This is a genomic window from Pontibacillus sp. ABV4_188, from assembly GCF_056311905.1.
The window spans coordinates 3,272,662-3,290,193 of record NZ_CM149975.1; the positions used below are offsets into that span (position 1 = coordinate 3,272,662).

20 protein-coding genes and 1 pseudogene are annotated in these 17,532 nt (G+C 38.6%); 9 read left to right on the top strand and 12 right to left on the bottom strand.

The annotated features are described in order from the left end of the window. Positions 1-13: 13 nt before the first annotated feature. From ACYX4O_RS16770 to crcB (ACYX4O_RS16795), 6 genes are all read left to right on the top strand, one after another. On the top strand, positions 14-184 hold the full coding sequence (locus ACYX4O_RS16770; protein ID WP_476352418.1) for a hypothetical protein: 171 nt from the start codon (positions 14-16) through the stop codon (positions 182-184). A gap of 966 nt (positions 185-1,150) precedes the next feature. Continuing rightward, positions 1,151-1,906, top strand: a complete 756-nt coding sequence (locus tag ACYX4O_RS16775; RefSeq protein WP_476352420.1) for a metal ABC transporter ATP-binding protein — start codon at positions 1,151-1,153, stop codon at positions 1,904-1,906. 13 nt (positions 1,907-1,919) lie between these two features. Then, positions 1,920-2,771: a metal ABC transporter permease gene (locus ACYX4O_RS16780; RefSeq protein ID WP_476352422.1), complete on the top strand. Its 852-nt coding sequence runs from the start codon at positions 1,920-1,922 to the stop codon at positions 2,769-2,771. Continuing rightward, positions 2,768-3,175 (top strand): Fur family transcriptional regulator, encoded by a 408-nt coding sequence (locus ACYX4O_RS16785; protein WP_476352424.1) that lies wholly within the window; start codon positions 2,768-2,770, stop codon positions 3,173-3,175. The genes ACYX4O_RS16780 and ACYX4O_RS16785 overlap by 4 nt, the downstream gene beginning before the upstream one ends. A gap of 43 nt (positions 3,176-3,218) precedes the next feature. Then, entirely contained in the window at positions 3,219-3,617 is a 399-nt protein-coding gene (gene crcB / locus ACYX4O_RS16790; protein WP_476352426.1) for a fluoride efflux transporter CrcB, read from the top strand. Beyond that, a complete protein-coding gene (gene crcB, locus ACYX4O_RS16795; RefSeq protein WP_476352428.1) occupies positions 3,614-3,970 on the top strand; it encodes a fluoride efflux transporter CrcB in 357 nt (118 codons plus the stop codon). Before crcB (ACYX4O_RS16790) ends, crcB (ACYX4O_RS16795) begins: the two co-directional genes overlap by 4 nt. 73 nt (positions 3,971-4,043) lie before the next feature. Here crcB (ACYX4O_RS16795) and ACYX4O_RS16800 read toward each other — a convergent pair whose 3' ends face one another. The 5 genes from ACYX4O_RS16800 to ACYX4O_RS16820 all read right to left on the bottom strand — a co-directional run bounded on the left by ACYX4O_RS16800 (position 4,044) and on the right by ACYX4O_RS16820 (position 7,090). Next, positions 4,044-4,814, bottom strand: coding sequence for an STAS domain-containing protein (locus ACYX4O_RS16800; protein WP_476352430.1), 771 nt, complete (start codon positions 4,812-4,814; stop codon positions 4,044-4,046). After that, the gene (locus ACYX4O_RS16805) at positions 4,786-5,433 is read right to left on the bottom strand and encodes a cobalamin B12-binding domain-containing protein (protein WP_476352432.1); all 648 of its coding nucleotides are present in this window, start codon (positions 5,431-5,433) and stop codon (positions 4,786-4,788) included. Before ACYX4O_RS16805 ends, ACYX4O_RS16800 begins: the two co-directional genes overlap by 29 nt. A gap of 11 nt (positions 5,434-5,444) precedes the next feature. Beyond that, positions 5,445-5,804, bottom strand: a complete 360-nt coding sequence (locus tag ACYX4O_RS16810; protein WP_476352434.1) for a hypothetical protein — start codon at positions 5,802-5,804, stop codon at positions 5,445-5,447. Further along, positions 5,801-6,106: an antibiotic biosynthesis monooxygenase family protein gene (locus ACYX4O_RS16815; protein WP_036782451.1), complete on the bottom strand. Its 306-nt coding sequence runs from the start codon at positions 6,104-6,106 to the stop codon at positions 5,801-5,803. The genes ACYX4O_RS16810 and ACYX4O_RS16815 overlap by 4 nt, the downstream gene beginning before the upstream one ends. A 180-nt stretch (positions 6,107-6,286) precedes the next feature. Beyond that, positions 6,287-7,090, bottom strand: a complete 804-nt coding sequence (locus ACYX4O_RS16820; RefSeq protein WP_476352436.1) for a VLRF1 family aeRF1-type release factor — start codon at positions 7,088-7,090, stop codon at positions 6,287-6,289. A 179-nt stretch (positions 7,091-7,269) separates the two neighbouring features. Between ACYX4O_RS16820 and ACYX4O_RS16825 the strand changes: the two genes are divergently transcribed. Then, a complete protein-coding gene (locus ACYX4O_RS16825) occupies positions 7,270-7,455 on the top strand; it encodes a YqaE/Pmp3 family membrane protein (RefSeq protein ID WP_188652067.1) in 186 nt (61 codons plus the stop codon). 48 nt (positions 7,456-7,503) lie between these two features. Here ACYX4O_RS16825 and ACYX4O_RS16830 read toward each other — a convergent pair whose 3' ends face one another. From ACYX4O_RS16830 to ACYX4O_RS16840, 3 genes are all read right to left on the bottom strand, one after another. After that, positions 7,504-8,394 (bottom strand): glycine betaine ABC transporter substrate-binding protein, encoded by an 891-nt coding sequence (locus ACYX4O_RS16830; RefSeq protein ID WP_476352438.1) that lies wholly within the window; start codon positions 8,392-8,394, stop codon positions 7,504-7,506. Positions 8,395-8,642: 248 nt separating this feature from the next. Next, positions 8,643-9,353 (bottom strand): GntR family transcriptional regulator, encoded by a 711-nt coding sequence (locus tag ACYX4O_RS16835; protein WP_476352440.1) that lies wholly within the window; start codon positions 9,351-9,353, stop codon positions 8,643-8,645. Positions 9,354-9,458: 105 nt separating this feature from the next. Continuing rightward, positions 9,459-9,698, bottom strand: coding sequence for a hypothetical protein (locus ACYX4O_RS16840; RefSeq protein WP_476352442.1), 240 nt, complete (start codon positions 9,696-9,698; stop codon positions 9,459-9,461). 147 nt (positions 9,699-9,845) lie between these two features. Between ACYX4O_RS16840 and ACYX4O_RS16845 the strand changes: the two genes are divergently transcribed. Continuing rightward, the gene (locus ACYX4O_RS16845) at positions 9,846-10,391 is read left to right on the top strand and encodes a PadR family transcriptional regulator (protein WP_476352444.1); all 546 of its coding nucleotides are present in this window, start codon (positions 9,846-9,848) and stop codon (positions 10,389-10,391) included. Positions 10,392-10,438: 47 nt separating this feature from the next. Here the strand turns inward: ACYX4O_RS16845 and ACYX4O_RS16850 are convergent, their stop codons facing one another. The 4 genes and pseudogenes from ACYX4O_RS16850 to ACYX4O_RS16865 all read right to left on the bottom strand — a co-directional run bounded on the left by ACYX4O_RS16850 (position 10,439) and on the right by ACYX4O_RS16865 (position 16,372). Next, entirely contained in the window at positions 10,439-12,481 is a 2,043-nt protein-coding gene (locus ACYX4O_RS16850) for a catalase (RefSeq protein WP_476352446.1), read from the bottom strand. 206 nt (positions 12,482-12,687) lie between these two features. After that, the gene (locus tag ACYX4O_RS16855; RefSeq protein ID WP_476352448.1) at positions 12,688-13,968 is read right to left on the bottom strand and encodes a PucR family transcriptional regulator; all 1,281 of its coding nucleotides are present in this window, start codon (positions 13,966-13,968) and stop codon (positions 12,688-12,690) included. Between the two features lie 178 nt (positions 13,969-14,146). Further along, positions 14,147-15,280 (bottom strand): annotated as a pseudogene (locus tag ACYX4O_RS16860) (glycosyltransferase family 4 protein); the annotation flags it as partial. Between the two features lie 3 nt (positions 15,281-15,283). Next, entirely contained in the window at positions 15,284-16,372 is a 1,089-nt protein-coding gene (locus ACYX4O_RS16865) for a CotS family spore coat protein (protein WP_476352450.1), read from the bottom strand. Between the two features lie 233 nt (positions 16,373-16,605). On the opposite strand from ACYX4O_RS16865, the gene galU reads away from it, so the two are divergent. After that, complete coding sequence (gene galU, locus ACYX4O_RS16870) at positions 16,606-17,490, top strand: UTP--glucose-1-phosphate uridylyltransferase GalU (RefSeq protein WP_476352452.1); 885 nt, start codon at positions 16,606-16,608, stop codon at positions 17,488-17,490. Positions 17,491-17,532 lie beyond the last annotated feature (42 nt).

Below are 17,532 nucleotides of genomic sequence, written 5' to 3' on the forward strand. Positions count from 1 at the left end.
AGAGTTAGTTAAAATGAAATGGTTTTTCCCTACACTGTTCGTGGTCGGTTTACTCGTTTCCTATTTAGTTATAAAAAAAGAAACGGTTAATCATTCATTAACTAGAAAAGGATTTTATCAATTTATAGCACTCATGATTGTTTTATTTATTGTTTCATTTGGCGTAGTCTATGTGAGCAATTAACGCTACTAAAGTTGCTGCCTCCATCCCTTAATGTTGAGTGGTGAATATGATCCCTTCAAATATGCCCTCTTATATGGAAGACTTGAAGTTGAGAGAATGTTTCCGTTTGCTTAAATTGAGAATAAGGTGGTCCGGGAAATCACTCGCTTTCCACGGCCCCACACGACGCGGGGACGTTCTATAACTTCTGATAAGGGGTGTCTGGGGAACGGGGAGACTCCTGCAGGAGGAAGAGGTCGACGAGACCCCGGAGGTTGGGTTTCCCGAGGAGGCTCTAAAGAAAGGGGAAGTTCGACTAAAACCGTCACGTCCTGTGACAACATCGAACGACCCCACATCGTGTGGGGCCGCCCGCGGAAAGCGAGTCGTTCCCCAGTCACCCCTAGCTCCCTACAAAATAACGTCCCCATCTACACTAACATGTCTCAGTTTCGAATCTTCAACCATCCTCCCCTTTTCTTGAATAACCATTGTTCAAAATCACCACTATAATTGAATACTTTTATAAAACAGGCCAAGAGTGAAGTCACTCTTGGCTTATTTATCGTCACATGTATTTTAAATGAAAAATTCATGGTTCCGTCGTTAAATCGGAATCATTCTTATTTACAAATCGGAATCGTTACGATACAATGACTAAGGTTTTGTGTAAAGGAACCGTTCAAAGGAGAGAATATGAAGATGAAGAAACGTACACGTCTTGCTATAGCTAGTGTGTTACTCATAGCTTCCGCTTCATCTAATAATAAAATGACTCATCTATAGAAGTTCTGACAATCTATACATTTGTTTATCAGTAGAATACTTCACAAAGGAAATGGCCTCAAGGGCACTATCCATCCATAACCTTTTTAGTCCGTACGAAAGAGGGTATGAATGCGGACAAGGATTACTTTGATTTAATGCGTCAAAACCTAACCGTACTTAAAACGGTTTAAAATCATAACTAAAGGAGGTTTAACCACGTTGACTACACCAGTACTAAATATAGAGAATGTAAGTTATTCCTATGAACAAAAAGATGTCCTCCATCACATTGATTTCACCATTGAACCTGGAAGCTTTGTGGGACTTGTCGGACCAAATGGCTCCGGAAAAACGACATTAATTAAACTTATACTTGGCTTGTTACACCAAAAAAGAGGAGATATTCACTTATTCGGAAAACCTATAGATAAATTCAAAGAATGGGACCGAATTGGTTTCGTCTCTCAAAAGGCAAACAGCTTTAATAGCGGCTTTCCAGCAACAGTGTATGAGGTTGTTTCAATGGGGCTCACATCAAAAGTTGGCTACTTTCGTTTCTTTAAGAAAAAGCATGAAGAGAAGATTAAAGAAGCCGTTCATTTGGTCGGAATGTCTGATTACATTCACCAAAATATAGGGGACCTCTCAGGAGGACAACAACAACGAATCTTTATCGCCAGAGCTCTTGTAAGTGAGCCAGAATTTCTAATTCTTGATGAACCTACTGTGGGGGTGGACACAGAAAACGTACATCGCTTTTATAAGATGCTCCGGGACCTAAATAAAAATAAAGGCATTACGCTACTGCTTGTTACTCATGACATCGGAACCATGACCACTTATGCTAGCGATATTGCTTGTTTAAATAAACAAATTCATTTTCACGGTGATCCTGAATCCTTTAATGAGTTAAATGATCAAGATCTATCGAATATTTACGGTCACCCTGTTAATGCTGTGACCCACGACCATTAGTGGAGGAATCATTATGTTATCAAGCTTTTTACAATATGAATTTTTAAGAAATGCACTTTACACTGGTTTACTAATCGGATTTATCGGCCCACTGCTTGGAACATTCGTTGTTGTAAGACGTCTATCTCTAATTGCAGACGCCCTTTCCCATGTCACATTATCTGGGATTGCATTTGGACTTATGCTAGATAAAAAGTTTGGGGTAGGGATTAGTCCTTTTTACGCTGGTATGAGTTTCTCCGTAATCGGATCAGTCTTTATCGAACAACTCCGACGCGTTTATAAAGCTTACCAGGAATTAGCCATCCCCATTATTCTATCAGGCGGTGTTGGCCTTAGTGTGATCTTCATTTCTTTAGCAGACGGATTTAATACAGATTTATTTAATTATTTATTTGGTTCGGTAACAGCTGTTAGTCGACAAGATTTATGGACGATTCTAATCGTTGCGATTCTTGTCACATCACTAATTGCCTTATTCTATAAAGAGCTTTTCATGCTCTCATTCGATGAGGAACACGCTGTTGTGTCTGGTATTCATGCTAGACACATTCACTTCTTGTTTATTGTATTGACCGCTCTTGTAATTGCTGCTTCAATCCGCATCGTAGGAGTGTTGCTAGTATCAGCGCTTATGACTCTACCTGTTGCGGCTAGCATTAGAATTGCTCGCGGGTTCAAGCAAGCTATTCTTCTATCCATTGTCTTTGGTGAAGTTTCAGTAATTAGTGGTCTTATATTTGGCTATTATTTCGAAATCCCACCTGGAGGTACCATTGTAGTAACATCGATCTTAATCTTGTTAGTCACGATTGTCGTGAAGCAAGTTATTCAACGTACGCGCAATAAGAGGGTGAAAACGTGAATTTAAATCGAGCACTGGAAGAATTAAAAGAAAAAGGTCATAAGTATACAGACAAACGCGAGGATCTGTTACGCTTTTTCTATAAACAGAACGGCTATAGAACTGCACGGGATGTAAAAATCATAATGGAAGATAAGTACCCTGGTATAAGCTTCGATACCATTTACCGAAATTTACATTTATTCGTTGACCTAGGGCTGTTAGAGGTAACGGAATTAGAAGGTGAGAAACACTTTCGTATGAAATGTGAGTCAGAACACCACCATCACTTTATTTGTCTTGATTGTGGAAAAACGAAAGAGATTCACACTTGTCCGATGCAACAAGTTTCAGGAGAACTACAAGACTATTCTGTAGAAAATCATAAATTTGAAATCTACGGAAAATGTCCTGCATGTAAATAATGTCAGAAGGGGCCATTTCCTTCCCCTTCTCTTCCACAAGGGAGTGACAAGCGAAATAATGTATGTGTATCTTGCTCTATTTGTAGGTGGAGCTCTTGGGGCCTCAGTTAGATTTATGATTTCTATATGGATTGAAGAGAATTCTGTATTTCCCTATGAAACGCTCCTCGTCAATCTTATCGGCTGCTTTATACTCACCTACCTAAGTACTCATCCAACGTTAATGAAAAATATCCCTTCTGCCATTAAAGTCGGAATCAGTACAGGGATAATAGGAGCTTTTACTACCTTCTCAACGTTTTCTACGGAAACGGTTCAACTTTGGATCGATACCTCACAAACACTGGCTCTGCTGTATGTGGTAGCTAGTCTTGCTGGAGGATTGGGATTAAGCTGGCTCGGTTTTTTCACGGCTAATAACCGAAAGGGGCATGCGAAATGATTATTGCCTTCGTAGCAATTGGCGGAGGATTTGGAGCTATTGCCCGCTTCCTTGTGAGTGAAATGATGAATGCTAAGGGATCGATCCCTTATGGAACGTGGATTGCAAATATCGTCGGTTCATTACTATTAGGAGGACTAGTGGTATTAAGAACGAAGCATGTTCTTCCAGAATTCTTGTGGCAAATAGCAGGTGTCGGATTTTGCGGAGCTTTTACGACCTTTTCTACTTTTGGTAAAGAGACACTTACCCTTCTTCAAAAGAACAAAATGAAGGAAGCGTTTATTTATGTAGCATCTAGCCTTCTCATCAGTATTAGCCTTGTGTGGATTATATTTGCTCTATTCATGTAGAGCTAAAAAAGGCCCTTTCCTAATAAGCTCTGTTAGGAAAGGGCTTTTTTTCTTATATAGAAAATGGCCTTGGTTAAGCGCCAAATCGATGAAGCGCTTCTTGTAATGAAGTAACAAAGGATAAATTAAACCGGAATTTCAAATGATGCAAACGTTGAGCTTGTATAGGTTTTACACCTACAATCACGATTTCTTTTCCCATGTAAAGCAGACTAGTAAAGATATCTTTTAAGACGTAGACCCCTTCTTGGTCCATTTCACCTACCGCTGTAAAATCAAATAACAAACAGTCCGACTCATGTGTATGTGCATTTAGGAGAATTTGATCTTTAATCGTTAAGAGTTTTTCTTCAGATATGTCACCAAACAAAGGGATTAAGGACGCTTCATCAGTGAGTTGGATAAACGGAGCGGATAATTTATTATTCTGCTGAATGGCATCCTCTAGTTTTTCCTTTTCTTGCAACAATTCAAAATTCGTTTCATTTAATCGGGTTTGTAATCGATCTAACATTTTCGTTACGTGCTGATTCTGTCCTTCTTTAGGAAAAATCATAATTTCTGCTTGTAAATCATTATTCCATTTAACATAAAGGTCAGCAAGCACAACTTGTTTAGAAGCTGTAATCATGTTGATTTCTACTTTAGTTTTAGAATGAGAAGGAACAATCCACTCTTTTACTTTCGTATGACTGCCTTCCTCTATGATTCCCCATAAAGAAGGAGTCAGATGAAACATCTCACTCGCTTCTTGTGTATATTCAAGAATCGTGTATTTTTTGTTTATGGTTAGACAGGGAGCTGGAAATTGATTGTTAACTTGTCGCATTAATATCTTCTTCATTCCCCTCTATCCATGCTTCTAACTGGTGTAAGTCCTTCACTATAACAACCCGATCTGAAGCAAATGAACTTAAATCGTACTCTTTCGTCATTCTCCCCCCTATTAATACAGTTGGGGACCAATCGAGTTGAGTAAGATGTTCAACAACATCTTTCAAGACAGGAAGGCGGTATGATAAAGCGGCAGATACTCCGATCACATCAGGTTTATAACGGTTCACCTGAGTCAGCGCGTGACCTAACGGCAAGTTAGGGCCAAGGTATCTTACATCCCATCCATATTCTTTGAATGTAGAAGCTACCATCTTTAAGCCTAGATAATGTTGCTCCTCCTCGATTCCGAATAATAGCGCTTTACTCGCATTTTTTTCAACTTTACGTGTTTCCATACTATCCAATTGTGACAACACAAAATCACATACCGCTGTAGCTAAGTGCTCATCAGCAACTGAAATCTCGTTTCGTTCCCAAAGAGCACCTATATGGTACATAGTTGGCGTAAGGAATTTTTCATACAAATGAAGACGATTAGGAGTTGGCCCCATCTGAGACAAATAATGAATGGCATCATCTTCATTTCCTTCAAGAAACAACTTTGCTAACTTAGAAAAATCGTCCATCTCCTCACCCTTTACTCATTCGTAGCTTTTAGTAATTCAATACCACTTGTTAAATAAGACTGATAAGCCTTACTTTCTTCTTGATCCTCAAGCTCATCCATATGTCGGTACAAACGTTCGTAATTATCAACAATCAACTCTGTACCAACGTTACGGCTTGTTAAAACCGTTTGTAGCCACTTCGTATAATCCATAAAAAACTGTGCATCTCCCATATTATAGGTTGTGGAGAGATGGTCTAAATGGTGATAATTATCTTCTATTGTACGCTTTCGCCCATTTTCACCAAATTGTTCCCACAAGAAGGGATAAGCATCATAAATTTCATCTACGATTTGGTCAACAATTCTCTTTTTCTCTAAAGCCTTCATTCTGCCACCACTTTAAATTTCTTAACTTTTGGGGGGATGTTCGCAAGTGCTTTGTCAGGATAATTTTTCTCAAGCTCGTGTATCTTCTGAAATTCCTCACTTGTAGCCCACTTCATATAATGAGCCTTCGATTCCCATTCCATATGAACAGTTAACTCACCAGGCTTCTTGTCGTTTTGTAGAAGTTGAAAAGAGCGAAAACCTTCCCATTGATCAACGCTTCTTGACCGGTTTTGATAGATTTCAATTAGTTCATCTGCTTTTTCCTCAGGAACAACTACAGTAGAGTCAACGATATACATCTTATTCTCCTTAAAGCTCAATTTTTAATTATTATTTTATCATATTTTCGAGATTTATTTAAGAAACGTGCTAGTTCCTAATATTAGAAAACACTATTTAATAGGATCGCTTCTCGATTATTCATTATGTATAGAATAAGAAAAACTCTGCAACTCAATGTTGCAGAGTTTTCTCCTTATTTATAAAACCACTTCATTAAGAACTTGTGTTTCTTCATGTTCTAACAGATTCTTAGGAACATGCTCATCAATTGGTTTATTCATATGAGCTTGAATTTCATCTGTTTCATCTTGGTTCCCAACTAGATAAATACGCTGCCATTGGCCATCTTTAGCTAATTTGTCTAGTGTTGGGGCAAGACTCTTATACCAACGTTGTTGGTTCGCACGATATCGGTCTTCAAACTTCTCTTTACCTGGGTTCTTACCGCCTGATCCCATAGAAGCTTGAGCCTGGTGAGGACCAGTGTGTAAGCGCCAGTCTTCAGTATTTAGGTCTAGTTCATAGTACTTCACATCATCTACAGCTCCTAGTTCCGCCTCAATAACTTTTACATCATTTTGCTGAACTAGCACTACGCCTGTTTTAGGAAATTCATTGTTTAGTTCTTTCAGCTGATCCAATACAGGTGCTTCTTCCCAGAAGAACTCTGTTTTTACTGGCATCTGAATGGGTTGAGCATGCCACAGTTGACCATCCGTTGATGCGAATACAATTAAGCTTTTAGAAAGATTTCGCTCATAATCTGTTACATAAGTCTCCAACTGCTCTTTTAGTTCGCGGAAGTTTTTCAGTTCATCTTTATCTCCGCTCTCCTGAAGATAATGTTCGAAATTATTCATTCCATTTTTGAAATGGATTTTCCATTCGCCGCCTTGTTGATCTTGGTCGGCTAAGTCTGTATTTAAGTACATTGTTAGTACTCGGTGAGGTTTTTCTGTGTAGAAATTCTCTAGTTTCTTTAAATCTTTTTGTAATGTCATAATTAAACTTCACTCCTTATCGGGCTACTTAAGTTTCTGCGTACTATTTATGTAACCGTAAAGAAGTATGTTAAAACCTATTAAATTACAAGTTCTAATTTAGAACTGGTTAGATTAACTTTGTGGATAGCGGGTACTATACTTATAAATTGCAAACATTCCATTCAGGAGGGTAGATTATGTTATACCTACTAGCTATTCTATTACCGCCAGTTGCGGTACTATTAGTTGGCAAACCTTTTCAAGCAATTATTAACCTACTTCTAACAATACTTGGTGTTATACCAGGTGCTATACATGCCGTCCTCGTCGTAAAAGACCATAAAGATGACAAGCGTGCTCAGAAATATGGCACAGTTGTATAAGCACAAAAAAGGACTTTCCCTGATGGAAAGTCCTTTTTTATATGTTTCTTATTTTCCTAACCATTCGTTGATAAGGTCTTCATTTTCATCTACCCATTTCTGAGCACCCTCAGCAGGAGATTCAGCTTCTTTCACCATGTTCATTAGGCTTCCTAATTGTTCGTCATTCATCTTCCATGTATTAATATACTCTGTCACTTCAGGATAGTCCTCTGCGAAACCTTGACGAGACATCCAACTGATGTTCTCTTCATCCCCATAGATATTCTTAGGGTCCTCTAAGAATTTCACATCATATTCTGCAAATACCCAATGAGGCTTCCAAAGCGTTACAAGGATCGGTTCTTCTTTACGAATTGACTCTCCAAGTTGAGTTGTCATTGCAGGTCCAGAAGAAGCTGCAGTAGAATATTCTAAATCATATTCTTTAATAACATCTTCAGTTAATCCCATAAGACTTGAACCAGCATCAATCCCGTAAATTTTCCCATCTTCAAACATCTCTTTATTTTCATTTAATTCTTCAATACTGTTTATATCTACATAACTAGGTACAGCAAGTCCTAAAATCGTACCATCAAACCATGTTTCATCTTTATGGAAATCTACATCATCTTTGTAATCTTCATAAAATGGCTTATCCGTATTTGGTAACCAAACCTCTAAAGAAAGGTCTAGATCATCTGATTTTAAAGCTTGGTACAACGGACCCTTCTCCGTCATATTTAAGTTTACTGTATAACCTTCATCTTCTAAAACAACTTTCCACATGTTTGATACAGCCACGTTTTCTGCCCAGTTGTTCAGGCCAAGCTCGATTGTTTTATTTGATTCTTCAGATTCCTCTCCAGAACCAGAACTAGAACTATCTCCACACCCGGCCAGAACAAGTAACATTCCGATAAAAAGCGCTGGTAGGATTTTTTTTACTACTTTCATGCGTCTATTCCCCCAAGTTCATTTTAATAGTTTACTAGATATGCATGCGGATCATATGTAAAAAACCATACATGTCCGTATAACCATAAAACTTATACTAACATGTAACCGAAGGAATCCGCAAGTAGTATCCATTCTCTTCCTTTCCCAATCCTTTTGAATCCCAATTAGACTAAAACAGAAAACCTAACCTATTAGAGAAACTAAAAAAGCAAATAAAAAAACACTCTAGACTAATGACTAGAGTGTTATCCTCTCGTTTCTACAGTAAATTCAAAGTAAGATGGTAAGTATTTGGTTCTACAATATTCAAGAGGAGACTGATCGATTCCGAGCGTAATCCTTGTCAGGTCAACTAAAGGATCACCAGCTACTACACCTAAGAAGTCAGCTTCATATGTATTCGCCAGAGAAGCTGATACATAATCTTTGGAATAACTCCCAATCACCCCTATTTCCTCTAGATGGGAATGGAAATCAAATACCAACAAATCCTCATCTGTAAGTTTATCAACGATGTGCTCTGGTACGAACAATTGTTGAAAGGCAATAGGGATCCCGTCAGCTAAACGGAGTCGCTCATACATATAGACCGATTGCTCTTCTGTTAAACCTAACATCTTCTTCGCATAGTCCATTTTCTTACCATAGACAGTTCTAATTAAGTCAACACTAAAATCGGTGCCTTTTTCTCTTTGAATCACTCCTGGGTTTTTTACATGATCTGTTGGTTTTTTCTTAACAGTAGTGGATTTTCCTCGCTTTGTTTCAAGTATTCCTTCCTGAGCTAACTGACTTATTGCTTGCCGAATAGTAGAACGACTTACTTGATGCTGTTGCATTAACTGATTCTCTGATGGAATCTTTTCTCCAGGCTTCCAGCTTTGGCTTTTAATATTTTCAATAATGCTGTGCTTCACTTGAAGATAGTAAGGAACTCGATTTTGCCGCTGTGCCATCTTGCTCCCTCCCTAACTATTATAATCGGAAGATCTATTATACCTAAAAAAGGACTTAACCTGAATAGATTAAGTCCTTTTTATCATGCGTTTCGCCTTGCTTCTTTATACTTTTTCAACGATGTATGCTTTTTTATTACGGAAGTACTTCTCCCCATCTTCAGAGGAATGCTCAAAGAAGCCTCCGAATTCACCAGTTACCTTATATTCACGTTCTGGTTCTGTAAATAGTTGATTCTCATTTGTCGATAACAGAACAGCATCTGTCGTTGACACGAAGCTATCTAACTCCTGTGCAGAATAGTTTTCACCTTGAACAAGTTCACTTAATCGTTTTTCAGCCATTCTTTTTCCTCCTTTATGTTTAATACTGGTACTCCCATTCCCTCTTATTTGGTAAAGGTAAACATCTATAGCACATGCTTCCGTTTCTCCTTTTAGCAATATAGCGTATAATTAAACTAGCAAGTTGAGTAAAGGGAGATGTAGACTGTGGCTATACGATATGCCCTTCTCGGATTGTTGACTAAAGGTCCGCATTCAGGCTATGACTTACATAGCATATTTAAGACACAGCACATTTATTTTTGGAATTCCACACATTCTCAGGTGTACCAAGAATTAAATAAGATGCGTGATGAGGAGCTCGTCACCTATGAAACGATCGTCCAAGAAGGAAGCCCGAACAAAAAACTATATACCATTTCCCATAAAGGGGAAAAACGCTTAATTGAATGGATGATGGAAGAAGCCATTAAACCCGCCAAGATTAAAGATGAATTTCTTCTTCGGGTTTCTGCTTTTCAAGCGATCTCTGTAGAAGAAGCCATCACACTATTAGAAAGAATACTAGCGAGAGAAAAAGCCATACTCGAGGGTACTTCTCAATGGCAGCTAGAGCATTACGGGGAACATGCCCAACCAAATTACCTTGAAATTGGTAGCTATTTAACTTCAGAATTTGGGAAAAGGTACGCTAAAATGTATGTGGAATGGTGCGAGTGGGCTTTAGAATTACTAGAGTGTTACCGCACTTGAGGCCAAAAAAAGGAATCCGCCTTTATGACGGATTCCTTACCAATGCTCTATAAAACTTCTCGGTCCCAATGACGGTGGGCGGCAATCGCTTTGCTAAATTCTTCTGCAAACTTCTTCGGATCATCTGCTGTTACTACACCACTTTGACCCGATAAGGACTCTTCTTTCAACCACTTAACACCCACTTGAGTAGCACCAATTGGTTTGAAATGACTAAATGCCTCATGCATGAAGTAATTCGCATCACTACGGAACTTTTTACTTACCTCTTCACCACCTACAACATAAACTGCATCAAACAGTACAGATTCAGCTGTTAAGAAGGTATGATTCACTTCAAATAACTTACCGTCATTCCCTTTCTGCTGACCATATTTTTCACCAATAATCGCAGGCTGAACACCCGCAGACTTTAACTCATTTAGAATTTGTTCTAGCTCTTCACCATTGAAACCGTCGCCTACTAAGACAGCTACTGTCCGTGTATTTGACGTATAATTGCTTTCCATCTGACTTAAAGCTGGCGAAGATTTCGTTACCTCAGATCCACCTTCTTTAGGTGCTTCTACACCTATATTGTCAGCAACTTCTTGAGCTAGAGATAAGTTCACATTTGATAACATATCCACTACTTGTTTTCTAACTGATTCGTTTGCTACTTTACCTAGTTCAAAGCTAAATGCCTGTTTAATATGTTCCTTCTCAGGTTCACTCATACTATTCCAGAACAAGGTTGCTTGAGAGAAATGGTCGTTAAAACTTTCACTTCGTGAGCGAACTTTACGCCCTTCCACCTTTTCCTCATAATGCTTATATCCTCCATTTTCAGGGGATACAGGCGTAGGAGTGTTATGAGCAAGGGAATTCTTATGATAACTCACTTGTCCTTGATTAATGGTTTGGCGATGCATGCCGTCTCGCTGATTATTATGGAACGGACAAACAGGTTTGTTAATCGGAAGCTCGTGGAAGTTCGGTCCTCCTAAACGTGTTAATTGTGTATCCGTATAAGAGAATAATCTGCCTTGTAGTAATGGGTCATTTGAGAAGTCAATGCCTGGCACGACGTGGCCTGGATGGAAAGCGACTTGCTCTGTTTCCGCAAAAACATTATCTACATTACGATTTAATGTCATTTTTCCGATGATCTTAACAGGCACCTCTTCTTCAGGCCATACTTTTGTAGGATCAAGCACATCGAAATCAAATTTAAATTCATCTTCTTCCTCAATGATTTGAACACCTAATTCCCATTCCGGATAATCGCCGTTTTCAATGGCCATATAGAGGTCTCCACGATGGAAATCTGCATCTTTACCTGACAATTTCTGAGCTTCATCCCACACCAGAGAATGTACACCAAGCTTTGGCTTCCAATGAAACTTAATAAAGCGCGCTTTCCCTTCTTCGTTTACAAAGCGGAATGTGTGCACGCCAAATCCTTCCATCATACGAAAACTTCGTGGAATTGAGCGGTCAGACATAGCCCACATTGCCATATGCGCTGATTCCTGATTATTCGCTATAAAATCCCAAAATGTATCGTGTGCCGACGCTGCCTGAGGCATGCCGTTATGAGGTTCAGGTTTAAGAGCGTGTACTAAGTCAGGAAACTTGATGGCATCCTGAATAAAGAACACAGGAATGTTGTTACCAACTAAATCAAAATTCCCTTCTTGCGTATAAAATTTCGTTGCAAAACCGCGTACATCTCGTACGGTTTCAGAAGACCCTTTTGAACCGGCGACAGTAGAAAAGCGAACAAATACCGGTGTTTTCACATCAGGGTCTTGTAAGAAGTTTGCTCTTGTATACTCTTTCATTGATTCATAAACTTCAAATTCACCATGGGCTGCATATCCTCGTGCGTGAACAGCTCGTTCTGGAATACGTTCATGATCAAAATGAGTCATTTTTTCACGAAAATGAAAATCCTCCATTAAGGTTGGACCTCTTACCCCCGCTTTCAAAGAAAATTCATCTTCTGAAACTTTCAGACCTTGATTCGTTGTCATCTCTTTTCCTTGGTCTTTCACTCTATGTTGTTCTAGCTGGTCGTCCTTCTCATTATCATAGTTCTTATTCGTCATATACGTCCCCACTTTCTTTATGATTTATGTAATGCAGTAGTAGTATTAATTCCACACTCCAAATATGGATAAACATGTATATTAAATGAACTATTGTGAGAGATTCAGAAGAACAAAAAACGTAATCTAATGATCGATTACCTGACTCATTCTTGATAGAATGTATCAGGTATTATAAAAAGCGGATACTTATTTGTATCCGCTTTTTATTCTTTCAAATGAACCGAAATGGCTTCTTGATATCGTTTATAATACCCAGGGACATTATTCAAAAGAAGTAATTCGGTGTATAAATAGCTCTTCATATTAAAGTCTTGGAGATCAATATTAGTTAATTCGAGTATTTGTTTCAATCGATAGTTTAACGTATTCGGATGAATAAACAGTTCTGCTGCTGTTTGCTTTGCTTTCCCATTATTGGCTAAGTATACTTCGAGGGTCTGCAAGAGATTCGTTTGCCCTTCGGTATCTTTTTTCATTAAAATTAGAAGATCTTCGCTGAAATAATCCTCAGAACTATTTTTTTCATAAAGAGTAGCCAAGTACCGGTAAACTCCTAACTTAGCAAATTCCCTTGGCATGGTTTCTGGCCTAGGTTCAATAAAGTTAGCCGTTTCAATGACCTCAAGCGCCTCTAAGAAACTCTTCCTGATGTCAATTAACTTCGTATACTCTTTACCAAGTCCGATCATGAAGTAATAGAAAGAATCCCCATCCAAAGACTGCTTCACTTCTTCAATAAATGCTCTTCCAGTATCAGTGGCACTCAGTGGGTCACTCACTCTACCATGGACAAACATTACAATTTGAAACTCTGTTTTTAAAAACTGGATATCTTGTCGCAAAGGTGAGTGTATAATTAAATCTTTCAACTTCCCTAATAAATGATTGTGTTGGGGGTCAGTTATGGAAAAGATTAAAACCGTACACCTCTCTGGTAAACGTAACTGAACTTGTTTCGAATCATGTCTAAATTGTGTTTCACTCCCATACTCATGATGGATAAGCTTCCACAACAATTCATCTTTACGCCCTTCTTTTACATTCACTCGTGAATAAGCATCATATATTAGTTTTCCAATATGTGAAGTAATTTCCTCTAAAAACACAAGGTCTTCTTCTTTTAATAAAGACGTCGATTCTTGCACCCAAATGTATCCCATCGTGTGACCTAAATGTTTTGCTGCAATTACAATCCGCTGATAAAAGCCAAGCTCCTCAATCGGTTCTATGCGAATAGGTTCTGGTTTACTTTCTACTTTTTGGACGATTCCCTCTTTCTTCAAACGATCAATAATAAAAACAGGACATTTCTTAGACAAAATCGTCTTCTGTTGAGTTTGATCAAATTCTTCAAATGAAGAACTATATGCAATTAACTCAAAATTTTTGTTCTCAATAATGACGGGTTTATCCAGCTTTGAGCTAATAAATTCAGTAGCCTTATGTATATCCTCGGTTTGGAAAATGAGTTCTTTTTGGTTCATGTACAACCCCTAGCCTTTCCACGTGCATCTCTTTCAGAAGAACCATGACACTATTATATCTGTAATTGATTAAAAAAGAAAAAATATGTTAGTTTGTCCATAATGCAAAGAAGAGCAAATAAGGAAAATCTTATCCGCTCTTTTCGGTGCTTTCGAAGTCAGATGCTTATTCAAGGGTTTTCTTCCAAACCTTAATCAGGTCAGAAGAAACACGGTCCCATTCATATAAACGTTCTGCAAGATGCCTGCCCTTTTCGCCCATTGAACTCATAAGGGAACGATCAGCCAACACCTGACCGATTTTTTCAGCAAACTCACTTGGATTAGTCGGGTCTTCTACGATTAACCCATTTTCCCCACTTTCTATAACCTCCGGATTTCCTCCACGGTTCGTTGTAATAATTGGGAGTCCAGCGGACATTGCTTCGTAGTGTACACGCGCTAATGGTTCTTCCCACACAGATGTACATACAAATAAGTCGGCAGCTCCATACCATTTGTGGATCTCATATGGGGATATAAATCCTGTTGTCACGACAGGGATTGGCAATTTATTAGCTAACGCTCTAACGTAAGCGATATAATCTGTCACATCATTTTGACTAAACCACTTGCTTCCTACAATAACCAAAGCTAAATCCTTATGTTTTTCAACCAGTTCCGGAAGAGCTCTGACTAATTTATCTACCCCTTTATTTCTCGATAAACGCCCTGCAAAAAGGATAACTGTTTTATCCTCTAATCCGTGAGCTTTACGTAATTCTTTTCGCACTTCTTGCATAGCAGGGTTCTTTCCTGGTAAGAACCTTTTTGTATCTACTCCTGAGTGTATGGTGTGAATCTTATCAGAAGCCTCAGGATAAAATGATTTAATTACATCACCCACATAATCACTAACGGTTACGATATTAGCAATTTCTCCTATCGCTTCCTTAGCTTCTTCGGGATCAATTTTTTCAGGTTGAAACATATCATTATGCATGCTTAAAGTCAGTTTGGCATCAGGGGCAGCTTTTCGGACAGGTAGAATCATCCTAGGTCGATTAAAAATATGAATCAAATCAAATTTATTATCTGCCACATACCTTGTAACCCCTTCTCTATATACCTCAAATATCTTACCAGGAATCCTTACGTAACGAACCCCTTCTTTTACTTCTTCGTCAGGAAGAGAAGGTTCGGAAATCCCTAGAACAGTAATATCATAATGCTTCGCTAAATACGGCAAACTTCCTGATATATAGGTCTGAATTGCTCCCCCCAACACCGGAGGAACAGGAAGTTTTTCTGTACAAATCATAAGAACTTTCATCTATTATTCCCCTTCTTTCCAGTCATCTTTAATTTCTTCTAAAACAGGCCACTTGGTTTTATCAAGTTCTACAATCGTCTTAATTAATTCTTCAGTCTGTTCATCCAGAAACACATCTGGTTCATAAACCATTTCTTTCACATTCTTATAGAACTCATTTGGTACAGATAAATCAATGAGTAATAATTCGTACAGTTCTTTGGAAATCGGATTTGCTTCGTGATAGGCCTGAATCATTTCTCTCACCCAAGTTGCGTCCCAACCGTTTAAATCTGCCATTGTTCCTGTAATGAGCTTCCTCAGGTCGCGAATCGATAGATCAAAGGCTACTCCATCTAAATCAATAACCCACATCCCGTTTTCACCCATTTGTGCATTCGACCAACCATAGTCCTGGTGCACCAGCCCCCAATATTGATTGCCCTTTTGAGCTAATTCTTGATAATGGGATTCTTGCAGTCTTTTATAGCTTTCTTTAGCTTGTTCTTGGATTTGATCAACCACTTCCAATAATGTTGAACTAGCTGGCATTTCGCCGTATGCTTGAGCAATTGTCCGGAACCAATCCATCTTCTCTATAACCTTTTCATAACTACGTGGCCACTTATGAATACGAGATGCCACTTCTGACGAGTGCGGTGGTTGGTATCCTTTAGTGAGTGCATGAAATTCTCCGAGCGCATGGCATAACTTCTTGGCTCCTTCTAAATCTTTCGAGACAGGCTCTAGAGGTTCAATCCACTCTGCAACGAACCAAAGTTTCCCACCTGCTTCTACATAATTCTCTCCATCCTTTGTTTTAAAGATGGGGGGTACTCTTGCACCTTTGTCATCGACCAAGTATTCTTGAGCCCCTAAACTGAAAAGGCTTCTAGTCGGGCGTCTATGGAGAAGCTTAAAACCGAATGGACCTTGATCCGTTTCGATTTTCCATATTGCACCGCCTTTATCAGCTTTCGTCGTCACAATATCCATACTCTTAACTTGGAGATTATAACTTTTCAACACTTCTTTACCTATCTCAACGATATAGTCAGGAACGAAGAACTCTTCATTCTCATCCTCTTCCCAAGGAACAATTTGTTGATTCATGTTATTCCTCCTTCAACTCTTCACCCTCTTCAACCCGATTTGTTATTTAAATGGAGAAAAGGATGATTTTCTTCTAATATATGTCCTACTTCTTTTTCCGTAAGGGCGATAAGGTACTTTATTTCGAGTGTGTAAAAATTAAAGGCAAACGTACATTTTTTAAGGAATTGGCCATCATTCTAGACAATTCAAATATTTTTACATACTACTAATATATGAAAGGAGGGATAAAGGTGAAGATCAGAAAAGCCATTATTCCTGCTGCCGGTTTAGGAACTAGATTTCTCCCAGCTACAAAGTCTCTCCCTAAAGAGATGCTACCAATTGTAGATAAACCTACAATTCAGTACATCGTCGAGGAAGCAATCGCATCCGGAATCGAAGATATCCTTATTATTAGCGGACGTAACAAACGCATGATTGAGGATCATTTCGACAAATCATACGAGTTAGAAGAGATCTTATCCCAAAAAAATAAAACATCCTTATTAAAAGAAGTTCAATCGATCTCTAACTTAGCTAATATTCATTACATTAGACAAAAGGAAGCCAAAGGGTTGGGAGATGCCATCTATTGCGCACGCACTTTTATAGGAAACGAACCATTCGCTGTGTTGTTGGGAGATGACATTATTACAGCTGAAAAACCTTGCTTACAGCAGTTAATAGAAGTTTATAACAAGCACCAAACATCTGTTGTAGGTGTGCAACCGGTTCCCAATGAACAAGTATCCCAATATGGAATCATTAAGCTAAAGAATCACCAGCTTGAGGACCATACACTTCCAGTAGAAGCCCTAGTGGAAAAACCTAGTCCACATGAAGCACCATCGAACTACGCATTGATGGGAAGATATATCTTACAGCCCGCGATCTTTGACATACTAAGTAATCTACCTCCTGGTCAGAACGAAGAAATTCAATTAACGGATGCTATAAACGTATTGAGTCAATCAGAATCTGTCTACGCTTGCGTATTCAATGGGGTTCGTTATGACATAGGAAACAAAATGGGCTTTATAAAGGCCACCCTAGATTTTGCAATGGAAAGACCAGAGTTTAGAAAAGAAGTCTTATCGTATTTAAAAGAGGTAATGGATCGGGATGACACGTCATAATTCCCCTTTCCATGACTTTATGTACAGTTAATAAAGGAGGAT

Excerpts from the sequence above, each read along its gene's own strand:
- ACYX4O_RS16800 (WP_476352430.1), bottom strand. The coding sequence starts at position 4,814 with ATGAAGAAGATATTAATGCGACAAGTTAACAATCAATTTCCAGCTCCC.
- ACYX4O_RS16825 (WP_188652067.1), top strand. The coding sequence starts at position 7,270 with ATGTTATACCTACTAGCTATTCTATTACCGCCAGTTGCGGTACTATTA.
- ACYX4O_RS16830 (WP_476352438.1), bottom strand. The coding sequence starts at position 8,394 with ATGAAAGTAGTAAAAAAAATCCTACCAGCGCTTTTTATCGGAATGTTA.
- ACYX4O_RS16865 (WP_476352450.1), bottom strand. The coding sequence starts at position 16,372 with ATGAATCAACAAATTGTTCCTTGGGAAGAGGATGAGAATGAAGAGTTC.
- ACYX4O_RS16840 (WP_476352442.1), bottom strand. The coding sequence starts at position 9,698 with ATGGCTGAAAAACGATTAAGTGAACTTGTTCAAGGTGAAAACTATTCT.
- ACYX4O_RS16820 (WP_476352436.1), bottom strand. The coding sequence starts at position 7,090 with ATGACATTACAAAAAGATTTAAAGAAACTAGAGAATTTCTACACAGAA.
- ACYX4O_RS16770 (WP_476352418.1), top strand. The coding sequence starts at position 14 with ATGAAATGGTTTTTCCCTACACTGTTCGTGGTCGGTTTACTCGTTTCC.
- ACYX4O_RS16850 (WP_476352446.1), bottom strand. The coding sequence starts at position 12,481 with ATGACGAATAAGAACTATGATAATGAGAAGGACGACCAGCTAGAACAA.
- ACYX4O_RS16815 (WP_036782451.1), bottom strand. The coding sequence starts at position 6,106 with ATGTATATCGTTGACTCTACTGTAGTTGTTCCTGAGGAAAAAGCAGAT.
- ACYX4O_RS16835 (WP_476352440.1), bottom strand. The coding sequence starts at position 9,353 with ATGGCACAGCGGCAAAATCGAGTTCCTTACTATCTTCAAGTGAAGCAC.
- ACYX4O_RS16855 (WP_476352448.1), bottom strand. The coding sequence starts at position 13,968 with ATGAACCAAAAAGAACTCATTTTCCAAACCGAGGATATACATAAGGCT.
- ACYX4O_RS16805 (WP_476352432.1), bottom strand. The coding sequence starts at position 5,433 with ATGGACGATTTTTCTAAGTTAGCAAAGTTGTTTCTTGAAGGAAATGAA.
- crcB (WP_476352428.1), top strand. The coding sequence starts at position 3,614 with ATGATTATTGCCTTCGTAGCAATTGGCGGAGGATTTGGAGCTATTGCC.
- ACYX4O_RS16810 (WP_476352434.1), bottom strand. The coding sequence starts at position 5,804 with ATGAAGGCTTTAGAGAAAAAGAGAATTGTTGACCAAATCGTAGATGAA.
- ACYX4O_RS16780 (WP_476352422.1), top strand. The coding sequence starts at position 1,920 with ATGTTATCAAGCTTTTTACAATATGAATTTTTAAGAAATGCACTTTAC.